At 42.7% G+C, this 12,063-nt stretch carries 15 protein-coding genes; 5 read left to right on the top strand and 10 right to left on the bottom strand.

Annotated features, from left to right (window positions below; genetic code table 11):
* Positions 1 to 18: 18 nt before the first annotated feature.
* From J5X92_RS13865 to J5X92_RS13875, 3 genes are all read right to left on the bottom strand, one after another.
* Positions 19 to 708, bottom strand: a complete 690-nt coding sequence (locus J5X92_RS13865) for a YitT family protein (RefSeq protein ID WP_129736160.1) — start codon at positions 706 to 708, stop codon at positions 19 to 21.
* Between the two features lie 191 nt (positions 709 to 899).
* Positions 900 to 1,202, bottom strand: a complete 303-nt coding sequence (locus J5X92_RS13870; protein ID WP_013785580.1) for a hypothetical protein — start codon at positions 1,200 to 1,202, stop codon at positions 900 to 902.
* Between the two features lie 37 nt (positions 1,203 to 1,239).
* The gene (locus J5X92_RS13875) at positions 1,240 to 1,641 is read right to left on the bottom strand and encodes a VOC family protein (protein ID WP_129736163.1); all 402 of its coding nucleotides are present in this window, start codon (positions 1,639 to 1,641) and stop codon (positions 1,240 to 1,242) included.
* 218 nt (positions 1,642 to 1,859) lie between these two features.
* On the opposite strand from J5X92_RS13875, the gene J5X92_RS13880 reads away from it, so the two are divergent.
* The 4 genes from J5X92_RS13880 to J5X92_RS13895 all read left to right on the top strand — a co-directional run bounded on the left by J5X92_RS13880 (position 1,860) and on the right by J5X92_RS13895 (position 6,886).
* A complete protein-coding gene (locus J5X92_RS13880; protein WP_208805962.1) occupies positions 1,860 to 2,978 on the top strand; it encodes a hypothetical protein in 1,119 nt (372 codons plus the stop codon).
* Between the two features lie 9 nt (positions 2,979 to 2,987).
* On the top strand, positions 2,988 to 3,785 hold the full coding sequence (locus J5X92_RS13885; protein WP_208805963.1) for a transporter substrate-binding domain-containing protein: 798 nt from the start codon (positions 2,988 to 2,990) through the stop codon (positions 3,783 to 3,785).
* A gap of 272 nt (positions 3,786 to 4,057) precedes the next feature.
* Positions 4,058 to 5,509 (top strand): alginate export family protein, encoded by a 1,452-nt coding sequence (locus J5X92_RS13890; RefSeq protein ID WP_208805964.1) that lies wholly within the window; start codon positions 4,058 to 4,060, stop codon positions 5,507 to 5,509.
* 153 nt (positions 5,510 to 5,662) lie between these two features.
* Positions 5,663 to 6,886 carry a divalent metal cation transporter gene (locus J5X92_RS13895; protein WP_208805969.1) on the top strand — a complete coding sequence of 408 codons (1,224 nt, stop codon included), beginning with the start codon at positions 5,663 to 5,665 and terminating at the stop codon, positions 6,884 to 6,886.
* A 45-nt stretch (positions 6,887 to 6,931) separates the two neighbouring features.
* Here J5X92_RS13895 and J5X92_RS13900 read toward each other — a convergent pair whose 3' ends face one another.
* From J5X92_RS13900 to J5X92_RS13915, 4 genes are all read right to left on the bottom strand, one after another.
* On the bottom strand, positions 6,932 to 7,174 hold the full coding sequence (locus tag J5X92_RS13900) for a hypothetical protein (protein WP_129736174.1): 243 nt from the start codon (positions 7,172 to 7,174) through the stop codon (positions 6,932 to 6,934).
* Between the two features lie 7 nt (positions 7,175 to 7,181).
* Positions 7,182 to 7,667, bottom strand: a complete 486-nt coding sequence (locus tag J5X92_RS13905; RefSeq protein WP_129736178.1) for a GNAT family N-acetyltransferase — start codon at positions 7,665 to 7,667, stop codon at positions 7,182 to 7,184.
* 105 nt (positions 7,668 to 7,772) lie between these two features.
* Positions 7,773 to 8,027, bottom strand: coding sequence for an RNA-binding protein (locus J5X92_RS13910; protein ID WP_013785571.1), 255 nt, complete (start codon positions 8,025 to 8,027; stop codon positions 7,773 to 7,775).
* Positions 8,028 to 8,207: 180 nt separating this feature from the next.
* Positions 8,208 to 8,867 (bottom strand): NAD(P)H-dependent oxidoreductase, encoded by a 660-nt coding sequence (locus tag J5X92_RS13915; protein WP_208805965.1) that lies wholly within the window; start codon positions 8,865 to 8,867, stop codon positions 8,208 to 8,210.
* 256 nt (positions 8,868 to 9,123) lie between these two features.
* Between J5X92_RS13915 and J5X92_RS13920 the strand changes: the two genes are divergently transcribed.
* Entirely contained in the window at positions 9,124 to 10,035 is a 912-nt protein-coding gene (locus J5X92_RS13920) for a 2OG-Fe(II) oxygenase family protein (RefSeq protein ID WP_208805966.1), read from the top strand.
* A 399-nt stretch (positions 10,036 to 10,434) separates the two neighbouring features.
* Here J5X92_RS13920 and J5X92_RS13925 read toward each other — a convergent pair whose 3' ends face one another.
* The 3 genes from J5X92_RS13925 to J5X92_RS13935 form a co-directional block, all read right to left on the bottom strand.
* On the bottom strand, positions 10,435 to 10,923 hold the full coding sequence (locus J5X92_RS13925; protein ID WP_013785568.1) for a GNAT family protein: 489 nt from the start codon (positions 10,921 to 10,923) through the stop codon (positions 10,435 to 10,437).
* A 149-nt stretch (positions 10,924 to 11,072) separates the two neighbouring features.
* Entirely contained in the window at positions 11,073 to 11,285 is a 213-nt protein-coding gene (locus J5X92_RS13930) for a hypothetical protein (protein WP_013785567.1), read from the bottom strand.
* 440 nt (positions 11,286 to 11,725) lie between these two features.
* The gene (locus tag J5X92_RS13935) at positions 11,726 to 11,956 is read right to left on the bottom strand and encodes a hypothetical protein (protein WP_013785566.1); all 231 of its coding nucleotides are present in this window, start codon (positions 11,954 to 11,956) and stop codon (positions 11,726 to 11,728) included.
* Between the last annotated feature and the right edge of the window lie 107 nt (positions 11,957 to 12,063).

The following is a 12,063-nucleotide window of genomic DNA, read 5'->3' on the forward strand; positions in this document are numbered from 1 at the left end:
CAGGCGAAAATTAACAGATTAGTTATTTTGAGCGTGTAGATTAGTGTTTACTGTTGCACACGACTGCACGCTAGGCCCCTTTTTTTCAGGCGACTTTTCACTCTTTTTGTTCGCAGGTATATAACGTTCAGGGCGATGGTTTAACGAAATGACCATATTTAGGCAGAACGCGGCTAGAATCGAAATAAGCACTAGATGCCATGGAATAAAGAAAAGCCCACAAAGCAGAATAACGCTATCTACCGTAAGTTGAAACGTACCTGCGCGCACATTAAATCGAGACTGCAGGTAAAACGCTAAAATACCCAAACCACCTAAACTAGAGCTATGTCTGAACATAATCAGCATGCCTACACCAATAAGCAAGCCACCAAAAATGGCAGCAAAAATAGGATCGATGCTAGAAATGTCGACGAAGGCTGGGATCTGCTCAGTCAAGACAGATACCGTGGTCACAGAAATAAACGTATTTAATGTGAAGCGCTTGCTGATGCGAGTCCAAGCAAGGGTATAAAAGGGTAAGTTAATCAGGAAGAATAGAACACCAAAGTCCATATCAATTGCGTAAGTCCCCAGCAATGCGATACCCGCAGCGCCACCCACCATCAAATCTTGTGATTGGAACAGAAAGACACCAAATGCTACGAATAATCCGGCACTAACTAATGCAAAGATATCTTCGATAACACTGTGATTGGAGTTTTGCATAAGTGGCGATTCTTAGTTGATAAGACACGCTGTAATTATACGTTTACGTTGGTGGGGTATACAGGGTTGTGGTTAGATAACATGCTAAGCTTAAAATCTATTGGTACGCACAGCTTTACGACTTTTAACCGCAGGGTAAACGGTAAGTTGCCGACTTGTAAATATTGCACCATTTATGAGCGAAAAATGGGTTATTCCACCACTGAAAACACTACAATGTCTTGTCTATTGAATTCAACACGGCAGTGCATGTAGCCGAAGTTTAGCGGGCTATAGGCCACTATTCGGCTACCAACCGCTAAAAATTCGGTATCCCATACCAGTAAATTGGTGGTATTTAATTGTCGTTCCACACTATTTTTCGATACCCCTGGCGTAAAGTTATCACATAAATAAATAACTTCTTTTCTGGCTTCAAGCCCATAAAACGCCGTTGCAATGAGAATCGCAATGGCCAATATAGCCACAATGTCGGTAATGATCGAACGCTTCATGGGGGACAAAACAAATCTCCAGAGGGTGTAGTTACACCTAATTAAGGTTGGCAGGCGAAGGCTGAAGTAAATCCCACTTATTGCCAAAACAGTCTTTAAAAATAGCTACTGTACCGTAAGCTTCTTCTCGCGGCGTTTCTAAAAACTCAACGCCTTTATCACACATTGATTGATGATCGCGCCAAAAGTCGTCGGTATGCAAAATCATAAACACTTTACCCCCAGCTTGCTTTCCAATCATCGCTTTATCTTCTTCCGATTTAGCTTTAGCTAACAAAAGTGACGTTGCACTGCCTTTCGGTGTGACTAATACAAAGCGTGCTCCTTCCCCTTTATCTCTGTCTTCGGTAAGTGAAAAATTAAGGGTTTGGGTGAAATAGGCAATAGCACTGTCGTAATTGTCTACAAGGAAGGTAATAGCTGAAATATGATGTTGCATAGAATCTTGTTTTACGTGAATTTTGTGAAATCTTACCCATAATTTAACGCAAATGAAATGCGCTTCATCGACAAATGCGCTTTACATATTTCGTGTACGACAATGATCTTTTTGTAAGGTTCACTCTATAAAATTTGTATTGAAGGAATATATATCACACCGAGGTTCTCCAAATTGGAGTGATCTAAATTGTGAATAAATTGACATTAGGACAAGGAATGAACAGACAACTTCCACTACTTTCCTTAGCCGCGCTACTAGGCACTAACTCCTTAGCAGTGCAGGCAGATGAGCTTCCTTTTACGCTGAGTGGCCACGTACGGGTTAACTATGGGCACCAAGATTGGCAGCTCCCTGAGATAAGAGATGGATTCGAATTTGAATCTATCAAGTTAGGTGTCGCTGGCGAGTCAGATCAGTTTAGCTATAAAGCAGAATACCGATGGTACGAGAATACCGATTTCGACACAATTCGCTTTGCCGAACTTACCTACCATTGGGACGAATCGACCGACATTACGGCAGGTATCACCCAAACCCCTTTCGGCTTACAGCCCTTTGGTTCAAACAACTTCTGGTTTTCGGTAAATTATTACTTAGGCTTTGAAGATGACTATGAAGCCGGTATTAAGATAAATCATGATTACGGTAATTGGGACTTTCAAGCCGCTTACTTCATGAATGATGAATATAACGATGCCGCTGAATTTGGCCGTTACTCATTCGATGTGGCCGATGATGGTGAGTTTCGTAACCAAGAAGATGGCCAATACAACTTACGTGCGAACTATACCGCGAAGCTGTTGCCTAGAAGTACTACCGACATTGGTGTGTCTTACCAATATGGCGATATCTTAAACTTAGATACACTAGAAGATGGTGACATGACGGCTTACGCTGTTCACGTTCGTCATCAGCAAGGTGATTTTAAAGTAGAACTACAATACATTGATTACGAATACGATTTAGCTGCGCCTGAGGGCCAAGCGACCGATAGAATTTCGCTTTCTGCATTCACCTTTCCTTTCTTAGCTGCGGCCGATGGGTCGACGTATTCGGCGAATTTGGTGTATTCCGTACCTTATAAATTCACCCGTATTGACTCACTTACGTGCTACACCGAGTACAGTGTGGCGCAGGGTGACGAAGCGTCAGGCCGAGATTCATCGCAGTGGATAAATGGCTGTAGTTTTGGCTGGGACAAATTGTTTGTTTATGTAGATAGTATTCAAGGGAAAAATATGTGGTTTTCTGGTGGTCCAGGCGTGGGCTTAGACCTAGGTGGTCGACAAGAAACAACACACAGATTGAATATTAATTTAGGTATCTATTTCTAAGGGAAGATTATGCGTTTATTAGCTATTTTCACACTACTTTTGGCGTTAGTCCCACTGCAAAGCTGGGGGCATGCCTGGTTAAAAATTAAAATTGCTACCACTGAATATGCGCCTTACACCTCTTCAGAGATGGAGCATAATGGCTATATTAATCATATTATATCTCAAGCTTTTCTGGAAACCGGAGTGGTGGTTGAATTTGTCTCAATGCCGTGGGATGAAGCTGTGGAAGCCACATTGAAAGGCGAATTTGATGCACTGTCTTACGGTAATTTTGTGCGCGCGCGTGGTGAGAAATTCTGGCACAGCGACCCTATCACTGCCGAAAGCTTAGTCTTTTATGTAAATGTAAAATCTGACATAGCCTCATGGTCTAGTTTTGATGAACTTAAAGATAAAAAAATGGGGGTGACAGAAGGCTATTTGTACAATAACGAATTGGCCGCTTATATTAAAAATACCCCTTCGGTAACCACCTACGCTACAGATAAAGAGAACCTTGAAGCCTTGGTGAGTGGGGAAATTGATTTGTTTCCCATCGATGACCTCACTGGTTGGTATTTACTTCAACGCGACTTCACTAACGAGCAGCGCCAAGCGGTAATGACCATCGACCCGTTTATCTCTACCGTCACCACGCATTTACTGGTAGCAAAGGGGAGAAATGACGACAGACTTCTTATTGAGCTTTTCAACAAAGGCCTGGAAGAATTAACATTAGAAGGGAAGCTAACTCGCTTCAAACGGTTGTTAAAAGACGGCTTTTACCAAGATCCTAAAAAGCCGGTTAACTTCGACAGGCGCTAACGGTTTTGTACTCGCGCGAATACGATAACCGGTAAAGGCTATACTAAAATTTGCTACAAAAAAAAGAGAGCTTGCTCTCTTTTTTTGTGGGCTAAAAATGACGGAAAAATAAATAGTTACTTCCTGTGTATACCAAAGATATAAGGAAAGTTTTCAATGCGCATATATAATTCAGGCGTTGAGAATATGCTCAATGATTAGTCTGCCAATTGGTAGTTCAACAATGCTGTAAGCATTGTTAAAGCGGCGGAAAACCAGCGAGAGAGCACTAAATGTATACATGCAGTAGTATAAATGGGTGGCCAAACCCAGTTAAGAATGTTGCGTTTTATCTTTTTTTACCCTGCACTATTATGGCCGCTGCATTCGCGTTTTCCGCCAATGCCAATGCCAGCGCAGAGCCCATTCCAGAAGTAAGTGTTACATCTAGCCCAAATAGCAGTTCTGCTGACAGTTTGAAAACTCAGACCTTGAAAACTCAGACATTGAAACCTCAGATCTTGAAAGCCCAAGCCCCCATATTTGATATTAGTGGCTCTTATAGGCTTAAATACGAACATCTCAATAACCCCATTTTTCCTTCTTCCAGTGAAGATAGAGCCCAAGTAAATCGACGAGTTTCATCTCGCCTGTTAGTGAAAGCACAGGCTAATTGGGATGTGTTTAATGTAACCCTTGAGTTAGCCGACTCCCGCGTATGGCTAGATGATAATGACCCCACGTTAAAATCAGCGCAGGTGAATACGCTAGAACCCTTACAGTTTTTCGCTCATTATACGCCCAAAGACAGTCAGTATTTAAAAGGGATTACCGCGGGACGAGTGACCTTCGATCACGGCAGTCGCAGGCTGATAGGACAAGGCGTGTACCGCAATACCAAAAATGCATTCGATGGGGTACTGGTAGATTATCAAGTTAGCGATTGGAGCCTTCGTGGTTTTTACTTGCTGCCGGTCAGTCGATTACCCAGCGACAGCGGGGCATTGGCCGACGCAGAACGGGCTTTTGATAAAAGCTACAGTGAGCGAGAGTTCTTTGGTTTATATGTTACTTCGCCAGATAAAAATCTGAAGGTTCACAGTTACTGGTTAAAAGAGGAAGACTCTGAAAAACTTGCCACGAAAAATCGTGACCTATATACACTTGCCGTTGAGTACACTAAACCGTTTGCAGAGTCATGGAAAGCGAATATTGAAGTGATTGGGCAAACCGGCACGTCACATCAAACCGCAAGTGCAACTGACACCACTGAGCTAGATGTAGAAAGCTGGATGGTGCACGCTAATTTTGGGAAAAAAATCACTGACTTTACTTTTCTAAGGGCAGAAGTAGACGCGATTAGCGGCGACAATAATAGCGCAGATAATACCATTACCGACTTTGATAGCCTTTATGGCGTAAGGCGTTTCGATTTTGGCCCAACAGATGTTTATCAGGCTATGCCTCGAAGAAACTTATACACAGTGGGCGCGAGAAGTGTGACCAAACCTTCGAAAAAACACAATATCATGGTGAGCTATAAGGCCATGTGGTATCAAAAAGCCCCAGAGTCTGTAGATAACTTCATTGGGCAACAGTTAGAAGCAAGATGGCGTTGGGAGGTAAAACCTTCACTTAGGCTAGCTATTGGTGCGGCTTATCTGCTGAAAGGCGACGGCTTCGAGCGAGGGGATTACCCTGATGATAGCCAATTTGTATTTACCGGCGCGCTATATACGTTTTAAATAAGTACTAATTCTTACTCATTTTAATCTAATACTGTTGGAAGCTCGCAATTTTGTGACGGGAATAGGTATACTCCGTAACCGCTTCTAGCAGTTTGCGATTAAGGGAAAAGATTGAGCGACAGTACTTCACTCACACATTATCAACGCTTCATGCGCATGGTGCAGTTACTTGGCCCAGGCGTTCTAATGGCCACTGCCGCCGTTGGCGGAAGCCATCTTGTTGCCTCCACCCAAGCGGGTGCGAAATTCGGTTGGCAGTTGGTGGTACTTATTCTGGCGGTTAACGTTTTAAAGTACCCTTTTTTCCGTGCAGGCGTTAGCTATACCATCAGTACTAGGCAAACCTTGCAGTTCGGTTACCATAAGATGGGTAAGGGTTATTTAATTGTGGCATTGTGCCTAAATGCCTTGGCTTCAGTGGTGAATGCCGCCGCACTTTTGTTATTTGCTGCAAGTTTGTTGTCTTATTTTTTGCCTTTCAATATCTCTATTGCTATCACTTCTGCGGCGATTCTCGGTGCCATATTATTTATCTTACTGGCAGGGCATTTTGAAGCCCTTGAAGGCGTGGCAAAAGCCATTATGGGGGTGCTGGTTTTAGCCACTATTGCGGCTTTTTGTGCGGCAATAATAAATATTGAGCCTAGGCCAGCCAACTTTGAGTCACCCTCACCGTGGACACTTGCTACTGTAGGTTTTCTAGTGGTAACGATGGGGTGGATGCCCGCACCAATAGAAATATCTAGCATTACATCGTTATGGTTAAAGCGCCAATGTAAAACCCAAGCCGTTACACCCAAAAATGCGCTGTTCGACTTTAACTTAGGTTATGCGGTGACCACTATTTTAGCCTTACTTTTTTTAGGCTTAGGCGCTTTAGTATTACATGGAAGTGGTGAAACACTCGCAACAGGTGGCATAGGCTTTTCACAGCAACTGGTCAGCTTATATGCCAATACAATTGGCGATTGGGCACACTGGCTTATTGCCGTGGTAGCCTTTCTTTGTATATTTGGGTCGGCATTAACGGTTTACGATGGTTATGCCCGCGTGATTGCCGAAGCCATATCATTGGTATCGCCACATAAAATGGCGCGTGATGCGGTATTCGTTCCCGTACTGCTGGCTATGGCAGCCATTAGTTTTAGTATCGTACTGTTTTTTAAATCTGCGCTACTGGCCATGTTAGGCTTTGCTATGACACTGGCCTTTGTTACCACGCCCATGTTTGCATGGCTAAATCATCGTTTGGTAAAAAGTGCTTCGCTGCATGAAGATGCAAAAGCCAGCTGGTGGGTAACATTGCTTAGCTATGTAGGCTTGGTGTATTTGTTTGGCTTTTTACTGCTATTTGTTTGGTGGAAGTGGGGCTAGGATCACATTAGCAGAATGCTAAGCATTCTAACTAAACCCGCTACGTTACGATGGCGTGCGTTTTGTGAAGGCAAGTGCAACTATCTTGTACAGAACGTAAAAGCCTACCAGCAATGAAACTGCTGCAATAAATGGGCTTAACAATAGCCAGCACAACACGTAAAGAACAAGCCCTTTCACCCCTATTTCAGACGCCCTAGCAAGTAAGTCTATAGCGCCTAATATAAGTGCCGTGGCGCAAATTAGGCCAACTACCACGGTGGTTATAATTAAAAGTGCGTTTTCCACGATTAGGCTATCCTAGCTTCTTTTGCCAAAATAGCGCGTGGCCTTCACCTTCCGCCAGTTCATAGCTGGTGAAACCAAACTTTTCATAGGCCGATTTTGCCACTGTGTTATTACTTAATACTTCTAAGGTAATCTTGCAGCAGCCTTTCTCTAGCGCTATTTCCTCTACTTTATCTAACATTTTTTGGCTAAGTCCTAAACCACGGAACTCTGGCAACACAGCGATATCGTGAGTATTAATAAGTGGTTTGCAGGCAAAAGTAGAAAATGCTTCAAAGCAATTTATTAGCCCAGCGGGTTTGCCGTCAACATAAGCAAGAATACTAAAGGCATGGGGTAGTGTAGAGAGTTTATCGACTAAGTTGTCGTAGGTATGTTTAGAAAGTGCCTCAGCGCCGCCCATAGGATCTTTCGCATATTCGTTTAGCAAATAAGGAATAGCTTGCTTATGTGCGTCGTCAAAATAATCTGCTTTTATGATTTCTATATTCATACATACCTTCACTTCTTTATATGACCCCAGCTTGATATAGATCCCACTTAAAATGAGAACCAATGCTGGAGGGTTTGCACTACCACTATTTTCTTTGTATCGGATTTACTTTGTTTCGGGTTTATCTTCTGCTTTCTTAACGCGGATATTCGCATCGCCTAACGCATGATTGTTTAACGACTTAATGGCCGCTTTAGCTTCACCTGGCTTAGGCATTTCTACAAATCCAAAGCCTTTAGAGGCACCGCTCTTTTCATCAACCACAATGGTGCAAGACTGCACAGAACCGAAAGCTTCGAATAAACTCGCAAGCTCTTCTTGTGTAGTTTGTCTGTCTAAATTACGTATTAATATTTTCATTTTGTTTCCTGTGCGCTCGACAAGGTAAGAAGAGGCTTGTTATACAGCAAAGCTAAAGCGATGTAGATAGGTTTCGTCATACTTACCGGCAGTAACTCAAATTAAAAGCACGTCAACGTGCGGGTTGGGTAGTTTGCCCCGATTGCCCTCTTTAATTTAGAAGGCATTGCGCTTTTTACCTTAGGGCGCATTACGCTCTGACGGTGCTGTTTTAAAATTTTGAATCACCTCATGAGGGTTAACATCTTCACTATGGCGCTTGGCTGCTTCTGCCCACCACATCAATTGATTCAAAGTACGAGTGAAGTAATCAAACCACGAAGACTGGTCTTCCCCTGAACACATCTCACCATTCTCTTCGAATACTTGTTGCGCCTTGGGAATATGAATCATAGCCGACACTGGCAAGCAGCCTAACTCAGACAAAAAAGTACGCATGCCTACCGCTGCCCGCATACCACCCCATTGCCCAGCTGAATAAGTGACAATAGCACTAGGCTTGTAAGCAAATAACGAGCTACCGAAGTGATTAAGCAAATTAGCAAGGGCAGGGCTCATAGAGTGATTGCACTCGGGGCTAACCATGACATAACCATCGCAATTGGCAATTTTCTCTGCCAATGTATTTAATTCTGCAGGCGCCTTACCTTTGGCATAGGCAAAATGGGGCTTAAAGATAGCGTCTAAGGGATAATCTAATGGGTCTATTAACTCCACTTCATGCTCGTCATAGCGAAGCTGCAAACAGGCCATTACCGCTTTTGCCACGCGCTCCCCAAGACGAGCGGGCCTAGGTGGCGTGCTATCCCGAACAGTGCCTAAAAAAATAAGAAACTTCATTGGTATGCTCCTTTTCCAAAACTATTCGGTGTAGTTTACTAACACCGCTGGTGGAAACCATACTGATGTACTGAAGCTAAAATCGCAAATCATCGCAGCGAATATCCATTTTTGATTATCTTCTAAATCTAAATTCTGTTTCCAGAATAGCCGCATTTATTAACCAAATCAGGTGTAATAGATTATAGGCATAGGTTTGGGGCTCGGTTTGAAATACAACGCCTGTCCCCCATTTTGCCATTGGAGATAATTTATTATGACATTTACTCAATTACAGCAAGCACGTGCTTTAGATTTACCAAGCCGCGAGGCTATGCTTCATCGTGCGCCCTCTGTGCAACAGTTTTGGAGTACAAATAACGAGTTGCTTAGCAACGCGTGGAGCGAGTGGGAAGCCAGTGAAAAAGACAACCTATTCACCCTTGATGATTCTTTACTAGATGCCAAATTACGCAGCGCAGTCACGCAAGCGTGGGAAAATCCTGAAAAAGAAACAGAGGTGAAAGCGCTATTAGAAGAGGTATCACCTGACGTGTATCAATTCCAATTCTTCGACCCTGAAAGGCTGGTTGAGTTACGCGCCTATCTTGAAAAAGTGTGGGATGCCAAAATTGCACTAAGACCGCCGTACGGCATAGTATTAAATCGCCGTGGTGCCATGCTAGATAAGCGTTCAGAAGGTTATTTGGCTGCGCCAAGTTTCCAAGCGTTTTATCGCACTATGCTAGACACATATATGCGCCCTATCGCTCGATTGTTGTTTCCGGAAATTATGGGATACGACGCGCAAACCTTTGGCTTTTCAATTCATTATCAGCCAAATACCGATACGTCGATAAGACCGCATACCGACGCGTCAGCAGTAACGTTAAATATTAATCTAAACGTTCCGGGTGAAACATTTACGGGTTCGACAGTGGATTTTTATGATGTAAAAGCAGGGAAAGTAAACCCACTAACGTTTACGCCTGGCAGCGCTATGCTTCACCGTGGAAACGTACCGCATGCGGCACAGCCTATCACCAGTGGCGAAAGAACCAACTTCGTACTCTGGTTGTATGGTAATCGCGGTCAAATGCCACCACAAAGTGTAAAAAGCGTTGATGTTGATGCCCTTGAAAGGTGGACAGTACCATCTCAACCGCAAGATAAATTTGCGCCTTTTTAAGTGCGGTATCTATCAATAAGTAGCAGTAATAACGGGGGAGGGAGCCTCCGTTAATCTTGTTTCGAATTTAGCTTCTTTGCCGCCATCAACCCGACAATAAAAATGATAAAAATAACAAACCCAACTGAAATTAAAATATTGAGTAAAAAGTCCACAATAGCACCTTAATTTTTAAGTTATTGGCGAGCACACCGGCGCTCGCAGTGACAATATTTCTATTTATACCATCACTACGTGTGATTAGCCCATGTTGTTATCATATTGTTACTTGAACGAAGGCTGAGATATATGCTCGCTAGGGATGTATTAAAAGAAGTGTTTTATTTCCCTACAGCTTTTATGGTTTTACCTGAGAAGCGCTCTTTAACTATACATAGCGTTAAAAAGTCAGTAATGAATCTAGTTCAATTTCGCGAAAACATGCTTGTCGTAAAAACCTCCATTTTTATAAATGGCTTTTTTCAGTATAGCTTCTTCGCTAAAGCCTGATTTCAAAAGCAACTGCATAGAGGCGTGGTTACCCGCAAACACAGCGCCAAACAGTCTCACGATATTGGTATGGGTAAATACAAAGTCAGATATTTGCCGAATAGCCTCGGCTGTTATGCCCTTACGCCAATAGCGCTTATCAAGCCAATAGCCAACCTCACCAGAACGCTCGTATTCAAACTGCCCTCGATTAACGCCAATGCAACCAACTAAAACATCGTCGTAAGAAATGGCTTTAATGATGCCAGATTGACTGCCCTCATTAACCCACCAAGCCGCATCCTCTTTTGTATAAGGATTAGGGATTTTAGTAGAAAGAAACTTGGTGACCGCCTCATCATTTAAGATGTGCACTAACCTATCAATATCGTTTTGATTGAAGTCTCTCAGGGTAACCATTCTAATCCTTTCTATATTTCAATAACTCACCTAAGCAAAATTATCACTCTTTTTTAGCCCGATAGACGCCGAAGTGTAAGGCGTATTGACGTGTGCTCAAATGGTTTGCTCATGTGGTCATGTAAAACGTTGAGCGCGATGCTATACGGCTACTCACTAGCTGCATGTTTGGGAGGCATGAGATTCATAACACCAAGATAAATCCAACTACCTATCCATGTGAACAGGCCAAGAAAAAAAGTGACCAGACCCGCAATCCACATTGAGCGCTTTTGTTTTCGAGCTAGAAAAACAGACAGGATGGTTGGAGCGATGGAGAAAACTATTAAAACGATATAAATGAAATTTACACTAATATTCATGGAACATCCTTGCGTGAATATACAAAATAGCTATCTCAGTATAGAAATAACGTAAAAACCACGTACAACAATAAGAGCAATGCAGGAAATAGTACAATACCTTTTAGAATTGAAGCTCTCTTTTGTTGTTTCCAAAAGTATTGCTGCTTCCGCTTTTCAAAATCAGTTAACCAATAATGACAGTGTGGGCATTGGTTTTTGAGGTGCATTATCAATGCGCATTGAGGACATTTAGCTGAAGGCTTGTATGAACCATTCCCCCAAATTGTTGGTTTTTCAATACTCATAACTACCTTAGTGAGTATGAATGCAGGTGCATGTTATGACTTTCATTGCCCATTTTGAAAACCTTATTAGCAGTACTTTACTTACAATCTGTTTTAGAATACCCGTGTTAAACCCACTGAATTTTATATCCATGCTGTTTATAAAGTGGCATGTTACACACCCACGTTCTTTACCCGACCTTCCAATTTTTTAACGCAACGTACAAAAACAGAAACAGAAGTGACCCCAGCACAAATGATTCCGATTTGGGGAATGGATAGTTCAATAGCCCCTAATATGAATAGCCTCCCAATCGTTGAACCAACTACAAATACAGCAGCCAAAAACACTACGATAGCAGTAACTAACATTAACCACGTCGCAGTCTTTCCCCATTCAGGCATATTCTCTACTTCCTTAAAATTTACTTTACTACATAGACACAATGACTCCCTGTAAAAGTGCTAGCCCCCGCATTTTCGTGGGTTAACTTTTCAGCCAGAGCCATAAT

It is taken from the genome of Alteromonas sp. K632G (assembly GCF_017653625.1).
Taxonomy (GTDB): Bacteria; Pseudomonadota; Gammaproteobacteria; order Enterobacterales; family Alteromonadaceae; genus Alteromonas; species Alteromonas naphthalenivorans.

Coding starts and splice junctions, on each gene's coding strand:
- J5X92_RS13925 (WP_013785568.1), bottom strand. CDS start 10,923: ATGGTTACCCTGAGAGACTTCAATCAAAACGATATTGATAGGTTAGTG.
- J5X92_RS13920 (WP_208805966.1), top strand. CDS start 9,124: ATGACATTTACTCAATTACAGCAAGCACGTGCTTTAGATTTACCAAGC.
- J5X92_RS13895 (WP_208805969.1), top strand. CDS start 5,663: ATGCGCATGGTGCAGTTACTTGGCCCAGGCGTTCTAATGGCCACTGCC.
- J5X92_RS13880 (WP_208805962.1), top strand. CDS start 1,860: ATGAACAGACAACTTCCACTACTTTCCTTAGCCGCGCTACTAGGCACT.
- J5X92_RS13865 (WP_129736160.1), bottom strand. CDS start 708: ATGCAAAACTCCAATCACAGTGTTATCGAAGATATCTTTGCATTAGTT.
- J5X92_RS13930 (WP_013785567.1), bottom strand. CDS start 11,285: ATGAATATTAGTGTAAATTTCATTTATATCGTTTTAATAGTTTTCTCC.
- J5X92_RS13890 (WP_208805964.1), top strand. CDS start 4,058: ATGTATACATGCAGTAGTATAAATGGGTGGCCAAACCCAGTTAAGAAT.
- J5X92_RS13885 (WP_208805963.1), top strand. CDS start 2,988: ATGCGTTTATTAGCTATTTTCACACTACTTTTGGCGTTAGTCCCACTG.
- J5X92_RS13915 (WP_208805965.1), bottom strand. CDS start 8,867: ATGAAGTTTCTTATTTTTTTAGGCACTGTTCGGGATAGCACGCCACCT.
- J5X92_RS13905 (WP_129736178.1), bottom strand. CDS start 7,667: ATGAATATAGAAATCATAAAAGCAGATTATTTTGACGACGCACATAAG.
- J5X92_RS13935 (WP_013785566.1), bottom strand. CDS start 11,956: ATGCCTGAATGGGGAAAGACTGCGACGTGGTTAATGTTAGTTACTGCT.
- J5X92_RS13910 (WP_013785571.1), bottom strand. CDS start 8,027: ATGAAAATATTAATACGTAATTTAGACAGACAAACTACACAAGAAGAG.
- J5X92_RS13870 (WP_013785580.1), bottom strand. CDS start 1,202: ATGAAGCGTTCGATCATTACCGACATTGTGGCTATATTGGCCATTGCG.
- J5X92_RS13875 (WP_129736163.1), bottom strand. CDS start 1,641: ATGCAACATCATATTTCAGCTATTACCTTCCTTGTAGACAATTACGAC.